The following is an 18014-nucleotide window of genomic DNA, read 5'->3' on the forward strand; positions in this document are numbered from 1 at the left end:
TCACCCCCGCTGCGCTTTCCTGAACGCGAACTTCCCAGGCACCCAAGACGGCTTCTCGCCGTCCGTGAAGTGCCCGTACTCGATGGACATCGCGTTCGGGTCGTCGGAGTACACGAGACGGTCCGTGACCCCTGACGGGCCCGAGACACGCTCGACCTTGATCGACGCGAGGAACCGGCCAGTCCGCTTGGAACCGGCCGCATTCGCCCGCACCTGCGCAGCCACCTCGTCGGCGGCCGCGTCGAACACCGCATCCACAGACGCGATGCGTGCCGCGATCAGCGACGCCCTGGGATCAACCCACGCCATGCGGTCACCGCGCTTTCGCCGCGAGCGCGGTCATGACGATGCGCTGATGGCTGGTGCGGCGGGACATGGTGTGGACCATCGGTTCGCCCTCCTGCTGGAAGGTGCGGCCCTCCCAGGTGATGCGGGTGTGGTTCCCGCCGGGCCAGGGGCCGGCGCCCGGGTTGATCTGCTGCTCGTGGTCGAACACCTGGTAGGTGGTCACGGCCTGAAAACCGAGTTCGTAGCGCTCCGTGGCGGAAAGCGGGTACACGTTGCAGTGCCGGGTCACCGGTGGTTGTTCGACGTCCTCGTAGCCGCCCATGCCGTCCGGGACGCGCTGGACGGTGGTGACGGTGACGGTGTGGCGAGGTGCGGAGCGCAGGCTCATGGGAGAGCCCACCCGCGGCGCATGCCAACCCGAGCTGTCCTCGGTCCAGCCTCCTCGCCCTTGGTGCAGCCCAGGCGGGCAAGCCACCTGTCCGTGTACCAGATGTCCGGGGACGCGGCGAGCGCGCGCTTGCTGTAGCTGTAGCCGCCCTCGGACTCGGACTGGATGGTGGGGTCGTCGTCGCGCAGCACGCGCAGGACGGCATCGACGACGGCGTCCTGCGCGAGCTCTGGGTCGGTGGCCCCGGACTTCACTCTGGCGAGGAGCCCGGGGCAGTCCGCGAGGAGGACGCGCACGCCCTTGTCCACCAGGGCCTGGACGTAGTCCTCCTCGGTGTCCGGGATGACCCCGTCGTACTCGAGCTTGACCTGGTCCAGACCGATTTCGAGCGCGTTGGCCATGACGTCCTCCTCTGGTGCTGCAGGTCAGCCGAGCAGACGGTCGATGAGCTCGGCCTTCTTACCGCCGGTGGGCAGGCCCTGTTCGTGGGCGAGGTCGCGGAGCTGGTCCACGGTCTTGTCCTCGAGCGCGGTGCGCAGCTCAGCGTCCTCGTCGGGCGCAGGGGCCGACGCCTGATCGGTCTTCGGCGGGGCGGGCTCGCCGTCCTGCTCGACCGTGGCGGTCTGGGGCAGGACGGCGGGGTTGGTGATGACGCCCTGGGCCCACTCAGGGGCCTCGGTCCCGGCCGCCAGGAAGACCTTCTCGCCGGTGGGCGAGGTCGCGAAGGTGCTGGCGAGGAGTCGCATCACAGGACCTTCGCGGCCAGGGACAAGTTGGCGTTGGCCAGCACGGGCAGCGCGATCGCGTCCGCGATGACCTCAGCGATCATCGGGGGCTTCGGGTTGCGCCACACGCCGGTGACCAGGCCGGGCTGCTCCACGTCCTCGATGGCCCACTCGGGGGCCGTGGCGGTGAGCGTCTGGCCCCAGATCGTGGAGCCCAGCGGGGAGCCGGACTCGTTGGTCGTGGGCCCGGCCGCGGGGAGCATCAGCACCGTGTTCTCGGGGAGCACGCGCTTGGTGACCCCGTCCACGGACACGCGGCGGTCGTAGGTAACGATCTGTGCCATGCCCTCGGAGTCCAGCAGCGCCTGGATCTCCGCGCGGGTGCCGAGGCGAGCGCCGCCACCGTTGAGCACGGTGCGGAACTCGTTGCCGCCGGCCATCGCGCGGAACGCCTTCTGCGACATGACGATCGCGCCGGGCTCCTCGCCAGTGGCGTCCACGTAGGTGTCGTGCCAGGCCTGCAGGTCGGCCATGCGGGACACCTCGGGGGTGTTCCACAGGGCCTCAGCGGTGACGGTGTTCTCCGGGCGGCGCCCGAAGTCGTCGTCGGTACGGAAGTTGTCCTGGTCGATGGTGGCCTTGCCGGTGGCCAGGACGATGCCGCGCATCCGCTCGATGCTGTCGGCGACCGCGCGCACCACCGTGTCGGTGGTGACCTGGATCGCGTTGAGCACAGCGGCGTCGGAGGAGTTCCGGGTGCGCAGCTGCTGGTACTCGCTGACCGGAATGTTCTGGCCCAGGGCGGGCAGCTCCAGGGTCACGCGACGGCCAGCGCGGCGGCGGCCGATCTCGGGCTCCGCGTCGTAGGCGCGGAACTTCGCCACGTCCACGAGACCGGCGTCGCCCTGCATGAGGCGCACGACGGTGTCGGTGACGGTGCGGTTGGGAAGCCACTGGGCGAGGGTGCCCTTCTTGGCCTCGTACTCGGCCAGGGAGGCGCGGGCGTAGCCGGTCAGAGTGGCCGGGTCGATGACGTCAGTCCAGATTGCCATGGTGTCGTCCCCCTTCCTTAGATGTAGACGATCGTGGTGTGCGGTTGGGCGGTGGGCGCGGTGAAGTCGCCCGGCACACGGGCGGTCTTCACAGTGCCGTGGTAGAACACGGGCACCGGCAGGTCCGCGGCACCGGCCACGGTCTGGTCCGTGTACACGTGGCCCGCGAAGTCGCCGGCGTTGTCACCGGTCAGCGGCACGAGCACGCCGCCGGTCTTGCACACCGGGGTGCCGGAAGGGATGTACCCGTCCGGGTAGTGGGTGGCCTTGGTGAAGGCCGAGATGTCGAGCGTTTCCGTCCGGCAGTTCGCGATGCTGTGGCTGGAGCCCAGCCACGACTGATCGCCACCGCCAAACGCCTCCGAGGTGAGTCGGGGCATGATCCCTCCTTAGGGCTTGGGTTCTGCGCCGTGGCGGGCCTCAAACATGGCCCGCCCGGCTTCAACAGATGAGCTCCCCTGGAACCGCCGGAAGCCCTGGGCGTTCGGCGGTGCGGGGATGGTGTGGCCCGCCTTGGGTAGGCCGTTGACGCGGTCGGTGATCCTGGCGGTGTCGACCGACATGTCCTCCCCGATGTACCGGGAGAAGTTCAGGTCCTCAAGGAATCCCTCGAGCACCTTCGGGTCCACGTCGCGTGCCGCGGCGCGAAACTCTGCTGCCACCAATCTCTCGGCGGACTCCTGACGAGCCTCACGCAGCGCCTCGTCGCGCGCCTGGGCCCGGGCTTCTTCCAGCGCACGCTCGGTGTCGCTCATGCCGGCGCGCTGGGCTTCCTCCCACTTCGAGGCCTTCTCCGCAAGCTGCTCGTAGTCGGCGCGCTCGTTCGCGCGGCGCTCATGCTTGCGGGACTGGTGCTTCCAGTACGCGACCTGCTGCTCCGTGGTCATCTCCGCCAGCGGCGTGTTCTCCGGGTACCCCCGGTCACGCTGCTGCTCCTGAGACCCCGGAACACCCTGCTGCTGGGGATCTTCGCCGCCGGACTCGCCCGTGCTCTGGTCGAGCTCGTGGGCGTTCTGGCCCTGGACTTCCTTGGGCGTGGGGTAGGTGGGCTGGGACATGGTGTGAGCCTCCTTGTCAGGTGTTCCGTCTCGATCCGGGTGGATCGTGGTCTCCCCGTCCCGGGGCTGGTAGGTCTTCCACCAGTCCTCGATGGGGGCGTGTGCCTCGTCCGTGCCGTCACGGGCGGACACACGGTCCTTGGCGAGCGCGGCTGGGGTGGCCAGTACCTGCACGTCCTCGGCGCCCAGACGGGCCGCAGCGTCGGCGCGTTGGGCGGGGTCCGCGAGGGTGCGGATCACCCACACGTCCGAGTCCTTGTGCTCGGCGGCGGCGCGCTCGGCGGCCATGCGCCACATTGACGCCTGGCCCTCCCCGACCGTGCGGCGAATGTCGTCCAGGTCGATGACGACGTCGTCGGGGCCGGCGTGCCGGGCCACGTGGGTGGTCTTGCCGGCGCCGGGCGGGCCGCATACCAGGTGCACCGTCACTTTCCGTGCCTCATCTGCGCGATCTCCTGCTTGAGTCGGGCGATCCGCTCGGTCTGCCAGCTGATCGCCTCGGCCAGGTCTTCCTTGCCCTTGCGCTGCCTAATCTTCAGGTTCTCCAGGGAGTCCGTCAGGGCCTCGGCCTGGGCTTCCCGCTTGGCGATCTGCTTCTCCCGGTCAGCGGCGGAGCCGCCGGACTTGGGCGCCTCGCGCCGGGTCTTGGACGCTTGCTTGCGCGGGGGCTTCTTGCGGTCGGGGCGCGCGGATCCCGCGGGGATGGCCAGACCCGCGTCCGTGAGGACGGGACCGAGTTCGCCGTGCTCGCCCGTGCTGATCCTGACCCGCTTGAGGTCCTGCGCCAGCGTGGAGCCCGCGGCCTCGTACAACCGGTTGAGGTCCGCACGGTTGATCGCCCCGCCCGGGTCCGCGTCCTCGGTGATCGGCATCGTCTGGCACTTGCACCGGTCGTGGATCGGCATGAGCTCGTCGAGCTTGTACCGCTGGTGCGAGGCCACCGCACACAGCCCGCACGTGCCCGTCTTAGACAGCTCCGGGCGAATCACGCGCCGGTATCCAGTCACCACCGGCGTGGCCCGGTAAATCTTCTGCGCCCGCGAGCGCGAGGCGTCAGCGATGTCCGTCTGGGCGATCACCGAAGCCCGGTCCACGGCCGCGGCGAGTGCTTCCTCGTCCGACTTGCCAATGGAGGTCTGGTAGCGGCGCTGCTCGGCGGGACGTTCTGCAACCTCGTCCAGGAGCATGTCCGCGCGTTCCTCGCGTTCGTACTCCCACGTGTCGATCTCGGGGACGTCGGGCCACTCGATGTCGAGGTCCTTGAGGACCTCTTCGATGTAGGCGTCAGCCTCGGTGCGGGACTCGTGGATCGCGGTCTGCATGATCGTGGCCGCCTGTGCGCCGGCGGCGCGCACGAGATCCCCGTCGTACCAGGCGCCGCCCTCGGGCTTCATCCGGTCGAAGGTGATCCACAGCGCGGCCAGCTGGCGCACGGCCATCTCCGCCAGGGAGATCGTGGCCTTGGTGTGCGCGGTGAGCAGCACGTCCAGGTACCGGAGGTCACTCATCGGTGCCCCCGGCGCTGGATGCGGCCGCGGTCATGGTGGGTGCGAGCACGGCCTGCTCGAGCAGCTCGGTCTTGCGCTGCCGCTTGGCCTCGGCCACCTCGGCCGGGGTGAGCTCCGCGAACTTCTCCATGCGCAGCTCGAACGGCACACCGGCTTCCTTCGCACCGCGGGCGGACTCGGCTCGCTCGGTGAGCGAGGACCGGCGGGGGTTCGCCCACACGATCTTCAGCTTCTCCACTCCAGCACGCTCGGCGTGACCGCTCAGGCGCAGGGCCGCGGAGGTCGCCCGGCGGATCGCTGTGTCCGCGCGCCGAGAGGTTGACTCGATCTTGAAGATCACGGCCTCACGCTGGGTGGCCGCGCCCTCCGCGGAGCCCTCGGACGCCGCCGGGTGGATCATGTGCAGCGGCGTCATGGATGCCGCCGCGAGCGCGATCATGTCGTCCTTGATGGAGGACAGCACCGGGGTGAAGTCAGCTTGGCCGGACTCCCACATCTCCACGGCCGCAGGCAGCACCCACATGGACCCGGGGTCAGCCTCGAAGATCTCGTCGTAGTCGATCTCCTGCCCGTCCTTGTCGTGGCGTGGGGCGCCCTTGAGCGCGCGCTGGCGGAAGGCCTGCATGGCGATGAGCACCATGCGCTGGAGCACCGTGTGGTTGATGCGCTCCAGCGTGGGCAGGTGCCGCTCGAACTCCCCCAGCCCGCGGCGGTTCTCCATCTCGTAGACCGGCACCTCGCCCAGCGTGTTCTCGTAGGCCTCGTCCTCGAGCTCCCAGACGGTGGGGAGGATGCGCCAGGCAGGGGCATTGCGCTTCGGGAGCATCGTGGGGCCCTGGTGGTACGCGACCCTGATGCGGTCCGGGCGGTACAGCACGGCCACGTCACGATCGTTGGGGTCGTCGCGGTAGATCTTGAGAGCAGCGAGCGCGAGGCCCGGGTTCGCGGGGTCCGGCTCCCATGCGTACTGGGACGGGTGCTCAGCGGTAATACGCACCGGCGAGTTGGGATCGGACGGGTCCGCACGTCCGACCATGAGCGCGCCGCGGCGGGCCACGAGCATCCACTCCATGGCCTGGGCGAACGCGTCCTGGGCGGAGGAGTTCTCCCACACGTCGCGCACGACGTCGTCGCCGTCCGAGTCCTGGTCCACAGAGGTGCGGCAGGCCAGGGGCTGCATGCGGTGGAGCATGGCCGCCACGATCAGCTCGGCGAGGTTGAGACGCGCGAGCTGCTGCAGGCGGTGGAAAGCGGGGGTGAGCTTGTCCGGGTAGGGCAGCGGCGGCTTGCCGTCCATCCAGTCGTCCAGGAGGGACACCGTGCGCAGGTCGTCGCCGATCTTCTTGGACAGGCGCGCCATCCACCACTCGTCAGAGCCGGGGATCTTCGCTGCCGCAGACTCGAACCGCATCCGGCCCCCCTCTCTCCTGGTTACTGCATGGACGCCAGCCGCTGCCGCAGAGCAGCACGGCGGGCAAGTCGGCCACGTTCTCCGGCCGCCGGCGGCGACGGGCGCGCCCCCACCTTGAACGGCACGAAGTCGTCCTCGGGGGCTTCCCCGCCCGCGAGCACGCGAGCGCGGGCCTCGAACGCCAGAGTGGCCGCCATCGCGGCGTCCATCTTCCTGACGCTGTTCTTGCCCTCTTTGCCGATCACCACGCCTCCACGGCGCGGCCAGCGGCGGGCGTTGGTCATGTGCCGCACGAACACCGGGTTCGCGGACATGCGCACCACTGGCGCCCCGTTCTCGGTGGCCGTGAGGTTCAGGTGGAACCGCTCGAGCGCGAGCGCCATCGGGGCGTCGCGCTTGGTCCACCAGCGGATCGCGTCGTGGCCGGCCTTCACAGCCAGCCGCTCTCCGTACTCAAGCTCCCAGGCGTCGATGCGGTCCTGCCAGTGCGGCGGGTCCGCGAAGAACGCTTCGACCTTGTACTCGGAGAACGCGTGGGCCACGGCTGCGTCGACCGCAACCTCGTCCACGCGCCAGTCCTCTGCCTCGGGTCCGTCCGGTTTCTCGATGATCAACAGCGGGTCCACCGTGCCGTCCTCGATGCGGCAGGCCACGAGCGCGGTCGCGTCGTTGGTCTGGGCGCCGTCGAATCCGAGCGCGATGCGGTCACCCTTGCGGAGGCAGCCGCCCATCTTGACCGGCATGCCGTCACTCACGCGCGCGATCTCCGCGGGAGTGAGCCAGGCGTTCGATGCCTCCGTGAGGGCGTTGAGGTAGTAGCGACGGGACTCAGACGGGGTCGTGCGCGGGTCGAAGATCTTGTCCACGACGCCCTCGAGCGAGTTCCAGTCCATGGCCTCGCCGTAGGCTTCCTCGACGGCCTCCGCAAGCTTCTGCTCGTCGGAGAGGTCCACGAGGTCCGACCACCTGTGGTCGAACAGCATGCGGATGCGGCCGCGCAGCTTCGGCTTCTTGCCGTTGGCCACGGCCTGCATGGACTCCTCGACCAGCTGCATGTACTTGTACGTGGCCTCGGCCACCGACTCCTCGCCGGGCAGGTACATCGTTGTGGTCTCGAGGTACCACGTGCCCGCGGACTTCTTGCGCTTCACCAGGTTGCGGGTGACCGTGGAGTGCATCTCCCGCAGCGCCTTGGTGTTGTACAGGTGCGACTCGTCTGCGACGACGAAGGTCTCCTTGCCACCGTCCTTGGACGACGCTCCGGCCGTGGACGGGGTGATCTCCCCGCCGTAGGGCAGAGCCACGCGGGTCAGCCCGCAGTCCAGCCCGTAGGCCTTCAGCTCGGCCAGGGGCCCGTCCGTGAGGTTGAAGTAGATCGTGTCGTAGACGTTGCCGGTCTGGCCTTCTTCGGTGGCGAGGATCCGCACGTACGGGGTACTCACGGGCTTGCCCATGGGCTCGCCCTTCTCGTACGTGTACGTCTGCCCGAGGAACTTGTACGTTTCCCCGCCCTGCGCCCAGCCAGCGAACCGGCACGGGCCCAGCGCCTCGAACAGCACCAGACGCGACCCGAGTCCGGACTTGTCGCAGCCCTTGGGCCGGGAGAAGAACGCCGAGTCGACCAGGCGGCCACCGTCCGCGTCGAGCGCGTAGCAGTCCACCACGAAGGTGGAGTACTCGTCCCCGTGCCGCACCGGCTCTCCCTGCACGTCACCGGGGCCGTGCACCACGAACGTCTCGATCCACCACAGCGCCAACCACCCGAGGGTGCGCGAACGCGTCGAACCAGGAGGGCGCACGATCTTGTGCGGCACCGCGGCTCAGTCCTTGATCCGCGAGCGCCGCGAGTCGAGGGAGGTGACGGACGCTCCGGGGGCATCCCCAGCTGACATGGCGTCGGGTACGACGATGTCCTGCCGCAGACGCATCCGGTCTTCCGGGGTCGCACCGAACTTGGCGACGCGGATTCGGACCTCGGAGGCGAACTCCCACCGGCCCTTGGTCCACATGACGTGGTGTAGGAGCGCGGTGTCCATGAGGAAGTCCCAGTCTGGCTGGGAGAGCATGCGGCAGGCCTGCGGCGAACGCCGCCAGTGGTCCCACCACTGCTGGGTCATGGGGTGCCAGTCCTGGGCTTCCGGGAGTACCCAGGAGCCCTTGGGCAGTTCCGGGCCGAGGGCCTCGTCGCCGATGACCAGATCGGTGGCGACGTTCGGTGCCTGCAGCGAGGTCTTCTCGGGGCCCTTGTTGCGGCGAGCCGCGTTGTCTTTCGGGGCCGGTCCGACTCCTGCCATGCGTGCACCTCCCATGCCGGAGCATCGCCCCTTGTCAGGGGGTTAGCGCGGTTCGTGGCCGGTCAGGCGACGAGCGCGCCGAGCCGGTCGGTTGCCTCCTCGATCTGCCGATTGAGCATCTCCAGGCGTCCCTCGTCCCACGGGGACTGGCGGGCGCGGACTTCGGCGGCCATGGATTCGAGGCCTTCCAGGCGCCGCTGCAGGCGCCTGACCTCGTACTCCGTGAGCCGCTTGCAGCGGGACGAGCAGTAGGCCCGCGGGCGACCGGGGGCCATGCGTTGGTCCAGGTCAGCGCCGCACTGGCGGCAGTAAGCCCGAGGCATTCGCCACCGCCTTTCGCCACTCGGTTACGCCACCCCCACGCCATGCCCCAGACCCGTACAGACCGCGAGAAGCAGGACGCTGCGGCCAGCCGGGGAGGGCCGGGGAGGGCCCCCTCCCCCCTGGGTCAGCGGCGCGGGCCGCGGCGGGAACTGCCGGCGGCGCGGGCGACCTTGCGGGGGACGCTCGAGGGTGGGGAGAGGGTCGTCTGTCGCCCGGGGCCGGTCAGTCGACCAGCCCCGGGTGTAGTTCTTGCGGACGGGCTGCGCGGGCCCTGCGTGGCGATGTCGCGCCTTGACGGCCCGTGCGCTTTGCGTGATGCCACGAGCACAATGATCGAAGGTTCTCGTGGTCCTCAGCAGCCTCGGCGTGATCCACATCGGTCGCGGGTGCGGTGCAGCGTTGCCCGGTGTCGGGCGAGACGTACCGGCAGCGGTACCCGTCGGCCTCGAGCTGCGCCTTGCGCAGTCGCTGCCAGTCGGGCGGCAGCGGCGCGGTGCGTCCGCTCTGCGATCCCCACGGCATCAGCCCGGGCCCATCGGGTTGTCCCCGCCGTGATGGCCAGGCCACAAGCCAGTGGACTCATGATGCCACTGGGCACAGATGCGCTTGGCGCGGGCAAGTCCCACGTGCTTGGCGAGATGGCGGGTACAGCGAGTGAAGTCGCCGGAGGTCCCCCACCGTATCTTCGCGGCACCTACGCCGTGCTTCCAGTACCTCTCGAGCTCATTCATCCAGGTCGTCACCCCAATCGATGAACGTCATGTGCCCGGGGTCCGCCTGCGCCTGGCAGGCGATGCAGAACGCGCCGTAGATCGCCTCCGCCTCGCAGGTCTCACTCGCGCACTTCCGCCAGGACCGCGCCATCGCCGGGCCTCCCTAAGTCGTGCGGGCTGTTGTTCGACCGGTAGCCCGCGAGCCGGTGCACCCCACGGCGGTGGTAATTGGGCCGGTAGCGCGGGCCCGTGGTGCCGGGGGAATCTAGTGGCTCACACGCAGGACCGTTCATCGGCGGTGAGAAGTACCCGCCTCGCGAACCTTCGATCCGGGATCCGCGGGTCATGAACACGTGACACCCCGCGGCGGTGACGTTGACGCCTGAGCCAGGTATGACGAAGGCCCCGACGTGATTGCCGGGGCCTTCTAAGTCCGTCAGCCCCTTTCGAGACTGATTCCATTTGAGTACACAGTAGCGTGACAGGGCCGCAGAAGTCCATACCACGGCCTCGCGACACGCTAGGCCGGTGCGTCGGCCACGGGCCGCTCCTGATCCGTCTCGCGCCCGTGCAGCCGCCCCCAGGTCTGCACCGCATCCGTGGCACGGAACATCATGGGCTCTACGCTCACCGGCAGCAGCTGCCTGCGTTCCACCCACTTCCGCACGGTGGCCGTGGTGATCCGCCTCTTGAGCACCGTGCGGAACAGCACCACGAGGTCCGCGGTGCAGACCGTGAGTCCCAGCAGCATCTCGTTGCGTGCCTCCTCGCGCTCTGCCACGTCCCACAGCACGCCGCACGACGGGCACCGCACCTCCCCCGCGGTGCGGGCCGTGGCCAGCACTCCCCCGCAGTCGCAGGACCCGACCACCCGCCGCTCGGGTGCACGGTCCACCGACCTCCACCCCTGATCCAGGGCGGCGCGCAGATCGGCGTACGCGTCCGCGATCTCCGGGCGGCGCGCCGCGTGCACCAGATGCCGCGCCGCCCACGGCGCCAGTTCACGGGCGGCCACGGGGATCCGCTCCCCCTCGGCCGCACCGAGATGCGCGATCGTGCGCAGGGACACCCGCACCTCCTCCGCGGCCGCCGACGCCGCCAGGTTCAGCACCAGAGGACGTTCACTCGACGCCCCGCCGGCACCGGAGGACTGCCGTGCCTGCTTGGTGATCGTCACGTCCAGCTCGTGCAGCAGACGCGGGACCTCCAGCACCTTGGCGTGGAGGGTGGCCACGCACGCCGAGCACAGGTTCCCCATCGTGGCCGGCACCCCGTCCACCACGCACAGCGCGCTCATGGCCTACCCCCCATCGATCCGGTTCCGTACTCGGTGCCGGCGGACAGCTCACGGTGCACACGCTGGGACACGACGTCGCTCGGGCGCCACACCCCCGCGTCCACCCCGGCATCGTGGAGGTTCTCAAGCCACTGCTCTTGCTTCGGACGGAACCGGCCCTTCTCGGTCTTGAGCTCACGCATCAGGCAGATCCGCTTGCGCGGGTGCACGAGCACGAGGTCCGGGAAGCCACCCGGTGACCGCCGGCTGTCGTGGGTGTGGAAGTAGTCCCACCCCAGGGCCGTAGCCATCTGGATGATGTGGTTCTGCAGCTGGGCTTCTTTCCAGGACAGGATCATCTGGTCTTGATAGTCCGTAGCTTTCACTTCTTTCCCCTTCTTCCCCTGCGTCGTGATCTTGATCCGCGCTTCTTTGGTGGGTGGTCATGGTGGTCTGGCGTGTTCTGTCTCTGAGGTGGTCGTGCTGGGTCCCCGTTCCCTCCCGTGCCGGCCCGTCCCGACCCGTCCCGTCCCGGGCTGTCAGGATCCGTAGGAAGGCTCCCTGCGGATTCCTGCCGAGACCTGCCTGTCTCTGCAGAGGACCGTGGTGGTCGCTCCTCTGGGGTGCCTGGTCGCGCCTCGTCCACGGGTGTGGGGGCTGCGGTGTCAGGCTCCTGGGCGGGTGAGTCGCTGCTGCCCGTGGGCGCGCTGTTCTCTCCCGCGGCGGGAGTACCGGGCTCGGGTTTGGCGTGGCCCGCCGGCACGTGTCCGGGCTGGACCTTCGTCTTGGGCGCGGGTGGTGGCTCGATGCCGTTGCTCCTGGCCCAGTCGGAGTTCTTGATGAACTCGACCGTGTCCAGGGAGTAGTACGGCCGCTCCGGGACTGGGAGCAGCGGGTACTCGCGCTCCGCGTGCGGGTTGTTCTTGCGCCCCGAGTTGCACCGGGTGCAGGCCACCACGAGGTCGTCCGGGGTCTCGGCGCCGCGGCCGGGGCTGCGGTGATCGTAGGTCCCGGCCAGACGCCCAGTGCGGGCCCGGAACTTCACGACCTGCCCGCAGTACCGGCAGGCGTCGCCGTCACGCAGACGCACGGGGATCGTGAGGGCAGGGTTGGAGTTGTCGCGCTTGCGACGCCGCTCCCACTCCACCTCCTCCTGGGTGCGCATGTGGATGAACTCGGGGTCCTCCACGATCCGCCAGCGGGCCCGCTCCTGCCCGCGCACCAGCTCGGTGACGGGCTCCAGGTAGCCGGCGAACACGGCCTGCTCGAGCAGCAGGTCTGCGCGCTCCATCGAACCAGCGACGTCGGCCGCGGTGGCCCGCGAGATGACGTAATCGGTGAGGTGCTGCGCCCCGACCGTCGCGCACAGCGTGACGAAACCGAAGACCTCAATCTTCGAGCGGTCGTCCGCGTCTGGATGCTCACGCACCTCTGCAACGATCGGGTTAGTTGCTGCTGAGTCCCCTACTCGTAGCCACGGCATCAGACGCGCTCCTGCCCATGACCCGCGCTTCCAAGACGTCCTGCTGCGGTGTCCCAGCCCGTCGGCAAGGGTCGCGCGGGTCGTCCGGCGTGCTGCGGGAAGCCGTCGCGCTTCCAGCCCAGGGTGGCGCGGTGTCCCCGCAAGGCGGGGGTCGCGCGGATAGGGCGGTGTGCTGCGGTGCGGCCGGCAGTGTGCTGCGTACGTGGTGGCACAGGGAATCTCCCATCTGGTGGATCATGTGGTCGGGATACGCCGTCCTGCGGCGCTGAGGCTCACGATCGCGGCTCCTCGGGTGGCCTCGGGACGACCTCGAGTAGCTGCCCACGGAACCCGACCCGGGCGCGCACGGTGCTGCGGGGATCCACGTCGAGGTCTTGGAGGGTTCTGGTCCACAGGATGAGATCCGCGACGGTGAGGCCGGCCTTCTTGTCCCCGGCATGCACCGGCAGGCTGGTGTGTGCGGTCATGAGTTGCCCTTTCGCTGTGTCGTGCGGTGCACGAGCACCGGTGTGGTGCACTCCACCCGCACGGGGGCCTGTCGACCGTCACGTAGCTGCAGGTCCAGGCGCACCTGGTCACCGTCGGCGGCCACGGCGCAGAGGATGCCGCGTGAGCTGCGATCCGTGGTCCCCACAGACACCAGGTGACCCACGTGATCGGACGTGACCTGCCCGGCGAGATGGAATGTCTTGTGGTGGTCGCGGCGCTTCCCCGGCACGAACCGGCTCACAGCTCAGCCCTCCGGGTCAGCTCGGCACACTCGCGCGGGAACGCCTCGATGGTCGCCGGGTCCTGGCGGAGCCGATTGACCTCCATCCAGAACACCGTGTCAAGGGTGGGTCCGTCCTGACTGAACCCATGGCGGGCCATGAAGTCGTGGACGTCGCGGTCACGAATCCCGCGGTACTTGTACCGGGCGATCGCGAGCGTGAGTGCCCCGGCGGTGAACGCCTTGGGGGTGGCGGTGTTAGTGGTCATGGTGGTCCCCGTCGATCTCTGCCTGTAGTGCGGCGACGGCGGCCTCCATCGCATGAGTCTGCGAGGTGTGCGGGCCTATGGGGGCGTCACACTCCCCACAGTGACCCAGGGGACCATCGGGACCGTCACCATCCGCAGGTGCCACGAGCCGGTGCTCCTCGTACGTGTCGAGCACGATTTGGATCATGCGCGGGGTGATCGTGGGGGTGTTTCCCTTGAGGTCGGCTTGTATCTCGCGGGTGTGCTGGTTCTCAAGGGGGCGGCCAATACAGAACCACGCGGTGTTGAGCACTTGCCCTTGGAACCCGCGGTTGACTTGTAGCTCCCAGTACGCCTGGCACTCGGGGCATTTCCATGTGGCGCCCTCGAGCTCGTCGAAGGCCATGGCGGTGACCTCGGGGTCCTCGTCGGGCCTGCACTGGTGGCGGGTGTAGATGATCGACATGGGTCAGTCCTCCTCGGGTGGCACGGTGGTCGTGTAGATCCCCGACGTGGGGAGATCGTCGGGGTCCAGCCCGTAGGTCTGGCAGGGGCAGGTGTCGCCGTCCCACATCGGGCACAACTCGGCGTTGCATCTGGCCATGGGTCAGTCCTCCTTGAGTTCGCCGGTGTCTGGGTCGATGACACTGGAGAGCAAGTTCTTGAGCTCGTCCTCGACCTCGATGGGCAGCTCAACCATGCCGGTGCGGCGCTCGATCGCACGGCGCACGAGCTGGTCCGCGGTCGTGAGATCAGCGCCGGTGACGACCTCGATACGGTGAATCGCTGCGGTCGCCTCTGCCTCGCCCGTGTCCACATCGGTGGTGATCTTCGAGGGGCGGATAATGCCGACCACCAGGTACGTGCGCTGCGGGTCGGCGACCATCAGGCTGTTGATCTGGGTGAGGCCGTTCTCCTTGGGGAGCGAGCCGGATAGCTTCGTCATCGGATGGTTGCTCCTTGGGTGCGGGGCCGGGGCGAGCCAGTGGCCTTGATGGTGATGGTCCCGCCCGGGTCGGTCGGGTGCCCCGTTTCGGGGTCCTGGCAGATGCGGAGCTTGGCGTCCTCCGCGAGGGAACACTCCGCGGCCTGGACGAACTTCTTGAGCTCCCCGACGGGGATGGGGTTTCGGTAGGTGGCCTCCACGGTCACCTGGGGATCAGCGAGCATGACTACTTCCTTTCGAGGACGTCGAGCAGGGTCACTCGCTCGGCCGGCTCTACGGGCGGGAGCACGGCGAGCGCGGTGAGGGTGAGGAGCAGCACCACCGTGGTGGCGGCGAGGATCGGGGCTGCAGCAGCGGCCAGGAGGGCCCAGTTGAGGACGGTCACGACGACGCGTCTGGGTTCAGTGCGCCGGTGAGGGCGGCGGTCAGCGCGGCGACGGTGCGGTAGTGGGTGTCGAACAGGCGTCGGCGAGGTGTCCAGGAGTGCCAGGTGTATTGGTAGGCGGACAGGGCCCGGTCAACCATGTCCGGGGTCACGGTCCGTGCGGCCAGGAGTGCCTTGTTCAGCCGCTCGATCTCGTCCAGCATGTCCGGGATGTCGGTGCGGGCATGGACGATGAACGCGCGGTCCTCGGGTGTGTAGGTCTCAGCCACAGGATTGTTGACGTCCGGCCCCTCGACCCAGGTGTCCCCGCCAGGGATCACTCCGGCCGCGACGCCGACCATGAGACGACCCTGCATGTGTCGCTGACCGTCCTGGTCCAGCCAGGGTGCCCATGGTCCTTCGGTCGACCAGGTGACTCGTGCCCGCACCTGTGCGTGGCGTTCCGGTGTCCAGGTCATGAGGGGTCCTCCTGCTGTTCTTCTCGGATCGCGGCGAGCGCGGCTTGTGCTTCGTAGGGTGTGGCGCCGTAGCGGGTGCGGCAGAGGTCGAGCATGCCGGGGTCGTCGGTGGTTTCGAGGACGCGGCGGAGTGCTGCGAGGTAGTCGGCCCATTGGGAGGCGGGCATGAGGGGGACGGTCAGAATTTGCATCGGGTTACCTCGGTCCATTCGATGTGCCAGTGGTCGTGGCGGCGGGGCTCCCCGAGGAGGTCGCGCGCCCACTTGGTGGCCTGGTCGTGGTTGGGTGCGGTGACGCTGATTGAGTGCACCCGGGCCCACGGGTAGAAACCCGGGGTCTGGCCGGTCTTGTACTCGACGGCGCGGCCGGTGAACCTGAACCAGGGGTCGGGCTCCACGTACGGGTGGGCGGCCGGGTCCGCGAGGATCTGCGCGGTCGTCGGGGCGGGGGCGCTCATGACACAGCCCTGATACCGGGGGCCGGCTGACGCGTTGCAGGACGGCCGTCCTCCGGGACACCGCGAGCGCGGCGGCGTGCGATGTACGGGTCGACGTCGGCGAGGTCCTGTTCGGGCCAGCGGGCGTAAACGTCGTACGTGTTGGTCTTGCGGTGGCGGACGCTCCTGGCCTCGCAGCCGCGTTTGCGCATCGACGTGGCCGCCGAGGAGGACTTCTGGTCCTCGAGGATCAGCGCCCACTTGCCGGGATGCTCTTTGAGCTGCGCGACGAGCTGGTCGCGTTCGCGGGACGTCTGCCGTCCCCGGCCGGTGGCGGACTCTGGGGGGTCCTGCCACTTGATCTGCATGCTCATGGCTGCTCCTTGTTGGTGGTTGGTGTTGTGCTGGTCTGCTTCCAGGTGCCGCCGCCGTAGAACCCGTCGTTGATCCGCATGAACCCCGCGAACGGGTCCACACGTTCTTGGACGAGGGCGAGGTCCTGGCCACGCATGCCCGGAACCTCTTCGATCAGTCGGGCGCCTATGGCCTCGTGGAGGGCTGGCATGACGTCGTCCGGGTCACCGGCCGAGGGGTCGATCTTGATGACGACGTCGAACGCGACGTTGCGAGTGCGGCCGGCGCGTGGGAAGTGGACTGCGAACGTGGCTGTGAAGGGCTGCTGTGGTGTGCTCATCAGAACGGGGGCTCCTGCTCGATATCGGCGGGCGGCATGCCGTCGAACGCGTCCTGCGCGGACGGGGCGCCCGCGTCCCACGTGTCACGCCGCGGCGCGGGGCCCGGATCGTTGGTGCGGGGTGCGTAGCCGTGGCCGCCATTCGGGCCCGGGCCGAAGCCCTGCGAGGAGTTCCCGGTGCCGCGCTGGTTGCGCGTCACCTTGGCGGTCGCGTACTTCAGCGACGGGCCGATCTCGTCCACCTCGAGTTCCGTGGTGTACCGGCGGTCGCCTTCCTTCGTCTCGTATGACCGGGCCTTGAGCCGGCCCTGGACGATCACCCGTGTGCCCTTCGACAGGGACTCCGCGACTGACTCAGCCATGTCTCGCCAGACCGAGCAGCGCAAGAACAGGGTTTCCTGGTCCCGCCATTCGTTGGCCTGCTTGTCGAACGCGCGCGGGGTGGACGCAACGGTGAAGTTAGCCACGGCGGCTCCGGACGGGGTGAAGCGCAACTCCGGATCAGAAGTCAGATTCCCGATCACCGTGACAACGGTCTCGCCAGCCATCAGAGCACCGCCTCGAGCTGGTCGACGTCGGCCTCAACCTCGTCGGACACGAGGTGATGCCCACATACGGGCCACAACGCCCCGCACCACGAGCACAGCGGGCCCGCTCCGCCAGCACTGATCGGGAACACGCCCGCCGCGTGGGCGGCTCCGAATCCCTCGAGGTAGTTCGCGAACCAATCCGCGAACGCCTCCGGCGACTCGTGGTCACGCTGCGCGTCCTCGATGACGCGGATCAGCTTTCTCGTGGCCGTCACCCTCGGCGGACGGGAGAACGCGGGCTGCTCCTCCGCAGGGACCTGCAAGATCTCGGTGTAGTCGTACGGTGCGGGCATCACGATGCCTTTCTGTTCGGTTCGGTCTTGCCCTCGATCTGGTGGGCACGGCGACGGATCTCCCACATCTGGGGCAGCGCCGCGGTGAGCGTGGTGTGCGCCTGGTCCATGGCCACCTGCATTCCCATTGCCAGTGCCACCGCCTCGTCGCGCTCCTCGACCGCGTCATCACGGACCTGCTGGCTGTCCGCGAGGGCACCCTCGAGGTCGGTGATGCGGCGTTCGAGCGGGACGACGCTCGGGGCCGGCGGTGTGGTCGCCAGTTCGGCCCGGGCCTGGGTGAGCTCAGCGCGGGTGATCTGGTGGGCGCACTGCTCCTCGGCGAGCTCGGCGCGGACAGTGTCCGTGCGCTGCTCGGAGCGGGACAGGGCCGCCTCCGCATGGGTACGGCGGGACTGCTCCGCGGCAAGCCGCTGCGACGTCGTGTCAATTCGCTGTTCGCGCTCGGCACGCAGGGCGGCGAGGAGCGCGCGCACGCGGGCGGTGTTGGCCTTCGCTCGAATGCGGTGGCGACGGTTGTAGGCCTGAAGGAAGCCCTGCTTTTCGGCGGCTGATGTCACCGCCCGTTCGAGGAGCTTCACGCGCGCGGCCAGCTGGTCGCGCTGCTGCTCGACCTTGGCCAGACGCTGCGAGTCCGCCGTCGCGGCGGTCTGGGCGGCGCCGCGGGCGGGATCACGGTAGACGTACCCGCTCACGCGACCCACACCCTCGGGCCGGCCTCGTGCGCCTCACGCA

The 18014-nt window shown here is 69.0% G+C and carries 32 protein-coding genes; all 32 read right to left on the bottom strand.

The features are described 5' to 3' along the window. A complete protein-coding gene (locus tag RF650_RS05670) occupies positions 1 to 309 on the bottom strand; it encodes a DUF5403 family protein (protein WP_368814366.1) in 309 nt (102 codons plus the stop codon). Between the two features lie 4 nt (positions 310 to 313). Next, a complete protein-coding gene (locus RF650_RS05675; RefSeq protein ID WP_368814367.1) occupies positions 314 to 676 on the bottom strand; it encodes a hypothetical protein in 363 nt (120 codons plus the stop codon). Then, positions 673 to 1077 carry a Gp19/Gp15/Gp42 family protein gene (locus tag RF650_RS05680; RefSeq protein ID WP_368814368.1) on the bottom strand — a complete coding sequence of 135 codons (405 nt, stop codon included), beginning with the start codon at positions 1075 to 1077 and terminating at the stop codon, positions 673 to 675. The genes RF650_RS05675 and RF650_RS05680 overlap by 4 nt, the downstream gene beginning before the upstream one ends. A 24-nt stretch (positions 1078 to 1101) precedes the next feature. Then, positions 1102 to 1422 (bottom strand): SAP domain-containing protein, encoded by a 321-nt coding sequence (locus tag RF650_RS05685; protein ID WP_368814369.1) that lies wholly within the window; start codon positions 1420 to 1422, stop codon positions 1102 to 1104. Further along, positions 1422 to 2453: a major capsid protein gene (locus RF650_RS05690; RefSeq protein ID WP_368814370.1), complete on the bottom strand. Its 1032-nt coding sequence runs from the start codon at positions 2451 to 2453 to the stop codon at positions 1422 to 1424. The genes RF650_RS05685 and RF650_RS05690 overlap by 1 nt, the downstream gene beginning before the upstream one ends. A gap of 17 nt (positions 2454 to 2470) precedes the next feature. Beyond that, positions 2471 to 2833, bottom strand: a complete 363-nt coding sequence (locus RF650_RS05695; protein WP_312964338.1) for a hypothetical protein — start codon at positions 2831 to 2833, stop codon at positions 2471 to 2473. 9 nt (positions 2834 to 2842) lie between these two features. Next, the gene (locus RF650_RS05700; protein ID WP_368814371.1) at positions 2843 to 3940 is read right to left on the bottom strand and encodes an AAA family ATPase; all 1098 of its coding nucleotides are present in this window, start codon (positions 3938 to 3940) and stop codon (positions 2843 to 2845) included. Next, entirely contained in the window at positions 3937 to 5019 is a 1083-nt protein-coding gene (locus RF650_RS05705) for a hypothetical protein (protein WP_368814372.1), read from the bottom strand. Before RF650_RS05705 ends, RF650_RS05700 begins: the two co-directional genes overlap by 4 nt. Further along, positions 5012 to 6430 (bottom strand): phage portal protein, encoded by a 1419-nt coding sequence (locus RF650_RS05710; protein WP_368814373.1) that lies wholly within the window; start codon positions 6428 to 6430, stop codon positions 5012 to 5014. Before RF650_RS05710 ends, RF650_RS05705 begins: the two co-directional genes overlap by 8 nt. 20 nt (positions 6431 to 6450) lie before the next feature. Beyond that, a complete protein-coding gene (locus RF650_RS05715; RefSeq protein ID WP_368814374.1) occupies positions 6451 to 8244 on the bottom strand; it encodes a hypothetical protein in 1794 nt (597 codons plus the stop codon). Positions 8245 to 8250: 6 nt separating this feature from the next. Beyond that, positions 8251 to 8724, bottom strand: a complete 474-nt coding sequence (locus RF650_RS05720; RefSeq protein ID WP_222126522.1) for a hypothetical protein — start codon at positions 8722 to 8724, stop codon at positions 8251 to 8253. 62 nt (positions 8725 to 8786) lie between these two features. Next, positions 8787 to 9047 carry a hypothetical protein gene (locus RF650_RS05725; protein ID WP_368814375.1) on the bottom strand — a complete coding sequence of 87 codons (261 nt, stop codon included), beginning with the start codon at positions 9045 to 9047 and terminating at the stop codon, positions 8787 to 8789. Between the two features lie 724 nt (positions 9048 to 9771). Then, positions 9772 to 9912, bottom strand: coding sequence for a hypothetical protein (locus RF650_RS05730; protein WP_368814376.1), 141 nt, complete (start codon positions 9910 to 9912; stop codon positions 9772 to 9774). Positions 9913 to 10281: 369 nt separating this feature from the next. Beyond that, positions 10282 to 11058, bottom strand: a complete 777-nt coding sequence (locus RF650_RS05735) for a hypothetical protein (RefSeq protein WP_368814377.1) — start codon at positions 11056 to 11058, stop codon at positions 10282 to 10284. Next, positions 11055 to 11423 carry a VRR-NUC domain-containing protein gene (locus RF650_RS05740; protein WP_368814378.1) on the bottom strand — a complete coding sequence of 123 codons (369 nt, stop codon included), beginning with the start codon at positions 11421 to 11423 and terminating at the stop codon, positions 11055 to 11057. The genes RF650_RS05735 and RF650_RS05740 overlap by 4 nt, the downstream gene beginning before the upstream one ends. Next, a complete protein-coding gene (locus tag RF650_RS05745) occupies positions 11420 to 12466 on the bottom strand; it encodes a hypothetical protein (RefSeq protein WP_368814379.1) in 1047 nt (348 codons plus the stop codon). Before RF650_RS05745 ends, RF650_RS05740 begins: the two co-directional genes overlap by 4 nt. Before the next feature lie 326 nt (positions 12467 to 12792). Further along, entirely contained in the window at positions 12793 to 12987 is a 195-nt protein-coding gene (locus RF650_RS05750) for a hypothetical protein (RefSeq protein WP_368814380.1), read from the bottom strand. Continuing rightward, positions 12984 to 13250 carry a hypothetical protein gene (locus tag RF650_RS05755; RefSeq protein ID WP_368814381.1) on the bottom strand — a complete coding sequence of 89 codons (267 nt, stop codon included), beginning with the start codon at positions 13248 to 13250 and terminating at the stop codon, positions 12984 to 12986. Before RF650_RS05755 ends, RF650_RS05750 begins: the two co-directional genes overlap by 4 nt. Further along, the gene (locus RF650_RS05760; RefSeq protein ID WP_368814382.1) at positions 13247 to 13498 is read right to left on the bottom strand and encodes a hypothetical protein; all 252 of its coding nucleotides are present in this window, start codon (positions 13496 to 13498) and stop codon (positions 13247 to 13249) included. Before RF650_RS05760 ends, RF650_RS05755 begins: the two co-directional genes overlap by 4 nt. After that, positions 13488 to 13943 (bottom strand): hypothetical protein, encoded by a 456-nt coding sequence (locus RF650_RS05765; protein WP_368814383.1) that lies wholly within the window; start codon positions 13941 to 13943, stop codon positions 13488 to 13490. The genes RF650_RS05760 and RF650_RS05765 overlap by 11 nt, the downstream gene beginning before the upstream one ends. Positions 13944 to 13946: 3 nt before the next feature. Continuing rightward, positions 13947 to 14081: a hypothetical protein gene (locus RF650_RS05770; protein WP_368814384.1), complete on the bottom strand. Its 135-nt coding sequence runs from the start codon at positions 14079 to 14081 to the stop codon at positions 13947 to 13949. Positions 14082 to 14084: 3 nt separating this feature from the next. Beyond that, positions 14085 to 14423 carry a hypothetical protein gene (locus RF650_RS05775; protein WP_368814385.1) on the bottom strand — a complete coding sequence of 113 codons (339 nt, stop codon included), beginning with the start codon at positions 14421 to 14423 and terminating at the stop codon, positions 14085 to 14087. After that, a complete protein-coding gene (locus tag RF650_RS05780) occupies positions 14420 to 14647 on the bottom strand; it encodes a hypothetical protein (RefSeq protein WP_368814386.1) in 228 nt (75 codons plus the stop codon). The genes RF650_RS05775 and RF650_RS05780 overlap by 4 nt, the downstream gene beginning before the upstream one ends. Before the next feature lie 2 nt (positions 14648 to 14649). Next, a complete protein-coding gene (locus tag RF650_RS05785) occupies positions 14650 to 14808 on the bottom strand; it encodes a hypothetical protein (protein WP_368814387.1) in 159 nt (52 codons plus the stop codon). Further along, positions 14805 to 15149, bottom strand: coding sequence for a hypothetical protein (locus RF650_RS05790; protein ID WP_368814388.1), 345 nt, complete (start codon positions 15147 to 15149; stop codon positions 14805 to 14807). The genes RF650_RS05785 and RF650_RS05790 overlap by 4 nt, the downstream gene beginning before the upstream one ends. A gap of 113 nt (positions 15150 to 15262) precedes the next feature. After that, positions 15263 to 15457 (bottom strand): hypothetical protein, encoded by a 195-nt coding sequence (locus RF650_RS05795; protein WP_368814389.1) that lies wholly within the window; start codon positions 15455 to 15457, stop codon positions 15263 to 15265. Then, a complete protein-coding gene (locus tag RF650_RS05800; protein ID WP_368814390.1) occupies positions 15445 to 15723 on the bottom strand; it encodes a hypothetical protein in 279 nt (92 codons plus the stop codon). The genes RF650_RS05795 and RF650_RS05800 overlap by 13 nt, the downstream gene beginning before the upstream one ends. Next, the gene (locus RF650_RS05805) at positions 15720 to 16076 is read right to left on the bottom strand and encodes a hypothetical protein (RefSeq protein WP_368814391.1); all 357 of its coding nucleotides are present in this window, start codon (positions 16074 to 16076) and stop codon (positions 15720 to 15722) included. The genes RF650_RS05800 and RF650_RS05805 overlap by 4 nt, the downstream gene beginning before the upstream one ends. Beyond that, positions 16073 to 16396, bottom strand: a complete 324-nt coding sequence (locus tag RF650_RS05810; protein WP_368814392.1) for a hypothetical protein — start codon at positions 16394 to 16396, stop codon at positions 16073 to 16075. Before RF650_RS05810 ends, RF650_RS05805 begins: the two co-directional genes overlap by 4 nt. Next, the gene (locus RF650_RS05815) at positions 16396 to 16944 is read right to left on the bottom strand and encodes a single-stranded DNA-binding protein (RefSeq protein ID WP_368814393.1); all 549 of its coding nucleotides are present in this window, start codon (positions 16942 to 16944) and stop codon (positions 16396 to 16398) included. The genes RF650_RS05810 and RF650_RS05815 overlap by 1 nt, the downstream gene beginning before the upstream one ends. Then, positions 16944 to 17282 carry a hypothetical protein gene (locus RF650_RS05820; protein ID WP_368814394.1) on the bottom strand — a complete coding sequence of 113 codons (339 nt, stop codon included), beginning with the start codon at positions 17280 to 17282 and terminating at the stop codon, positions 16944 to 16946. The genes RF650_RS05815 and RF650_RS05820 overlap by 1 nt, the downstream gene beginning before the upstream one ends. Beyond that, positions 17279 to 17974, bottom strand: a complete 696-nt coding sequence (locus RF650_RS05825) for a hypothetical protein (RefSeq protein ID WP_368814395.1) — start codon at positions 17972 to 17974, stop codon at positions 17279 to 17281. The genes RF650_RS05820 and RF650_RS05825 overlap by 4 nt, the downstream gene beginning before the upstream one ends. Positions 17975 to 18014 lie beyond the last annotated feature (40 nt).

This window comes from Kocuria sp. CPCC 205297, assembly GCF_040981035.1.
GTDB lineage: Bacteria > Actinomycetota > Actinomycetes > Actinomycetales > Micrococcaceae > Kocuria > Kocuria marina.

Coding starts and splice junctions, on each gene's coding strand:
- RF650_RS05670 (WP_368814366.1), bottom strand. CDS start 309: ATGGCGTGGGTTGATCCCAGGGCGTCGCTGATCGCGGCACGCATCGCG.
- RF650_RS05675 (WP_368814367.1), bottom strand. CDS start 676: ATGAGCCTGCGCTCCGCACCTCGCCACACCGTCACCGTCACCACCGTC.
- RF650_RS05680 (WP_368814368.1), bottom strand. CDS start 1,077: ATGGCCAACGCGCTCGAAATCGGTCTGGACCAGGTCAAGCTCGAGTAC.
- RF650_RS05685 (WP_368814369.1), bottom strand. CDS start 1,422: ATGCGACTCCTCGCCAGCACCTTCGCGACCTCGCCCACCGGCGAGAAG.
- RF650_RS05690 (WP_368814370.1), bottom strand. CDS start 2,453: ATGGCAATCTGGACTGACGTCATCGACCCGGCCACTCTGACCGGCTAC.
- RF650_RS05695 (WP_312964338.1), bottom strand. CDS start 2,833: ATGCCCCGACTCACCTCGGAGGCGTTTGGCGGTGGCGATCAGTCGTGG.
- RF650_RS05705 (WP_368814372.1), bottom strand. CDS start 5,019: ATGAGTGACCTCCGGTACCTGGACGTGCTGCTCACCGCGCACACCAAG.
- RF650_RS05710 (WP_368814373.1), bottom strand. CDS start 6,430: ATGCGGTTCGAGTCTGCGGCAGCGAAGATCCCCGGCTCTGACGAGTGG.
- RF650_RS05720 (WP_222126522.1), bottom strand. CDS start 8,724: ATGGCAGGAGTCGGACCGGCCCCGAAAGACAACGCGGCTCGCCGCAAC.
- RF650_RS05725 (WP_368814375.1), bottom strand. CDS start 9,047: ATGCCTCGGGCTTACTGCCGCCAGTGCGGCGCTGACCTGGACCAACGC.
- RF650_RS05730 (WP_368814376.1), bottom strand. CDS start 9,912: ATGGCGCGGTCCTGGCGGAAGTGCGCGAGTGAGACCTGCGAGGCGGAG.
- RF650_RS05735 (WP_368814377.1), bottom strand. CDS start 11,058: ATGAGCGCGCTGTGCGTGGTGGACGGGGTGCCGGCCACGATGGGGAAC.
- RF650_RS05750 (WP_368814380.1), bottom strand. CDS start 12,987: ATGACCGCACACACCAGCCTGCCGGTGCATGCCGGGGACAAGAAGGCC.
- RF650_RS05760 (WP_368814382.1), bottom strand. CDS start 13,498: ATGACCACTAACACCGCCACCCCCAAGGCGTTCACCGCCGGGGCACTC.
- RF650_RS05765 (WP_368814383.1), bottom strand. CDS start 13,943: ATGTCGATCATCTACACCCGCCACCAGTGCAGGCCCGACGAGGACCCC.
- RF650_RS05770 (WP_368814384.1), bottom strand. CDS start 14,081: ATGGCCAGATGCAACGCCGAGTTGTGCCCGATGTGGGACGGCGACACC.
- RF650_RS05775 (WP_368814385.1), bottom strand. CDS start 14,423: ATGACGAAGCTATCCGGCTCGCTCCCCAAGGAGAACGGCCTCACCCAG.
- RF650_RS05780 (WP_368814386.1), bottom strand. CDS start 14,647: ATGCTCGCTGATCCCCAGGTGACCGTGGAGGCCACCTACCGAAACCCC.
- RF650_RS05790 (WP_368814388.1), bottom strand. CDS start 15,149: ATGGTCGGCGTCGCGGCCGGAGTGATCCCTGGCGGGGACACCTGGGTC.
- RF650_RS05795 (WP_368814389.1), bottom strand. CDS start 15,457: ATGCAAATTCTGACCGTCCCCCTCATGCCCGCCTCCCAATGGGCCGAC.
- RF650_RS05800 (WP_368814390.1), bottom strand. CDS start 15,723: ATGAGCGCCCCCGCCCCGACGACCGCGCAGATCCTCGCGGACCCGGCC.
- RF650_RS05805 (WP_368814391.1), bottom strand. CDS start 16,076: ATGAGCATGCAGATCAAGTGGCAGGACCCCCCAGAGTCCGCCACCGGC.
- RF650_RS05810 (WP_368814392.1), bottom strand. CDS start 16,396: ATGAGCACACCACAGCAGCCCTTCACAGCCACGTTCGCAGTCCACTTC.
- RF650_RS05815 (WP_368814393.1), bottom strand. CDS start 16,944: ATGGCTGGCGAGACCGTTGTCACGGTGATCGGGAATCTGACTTCTGAT.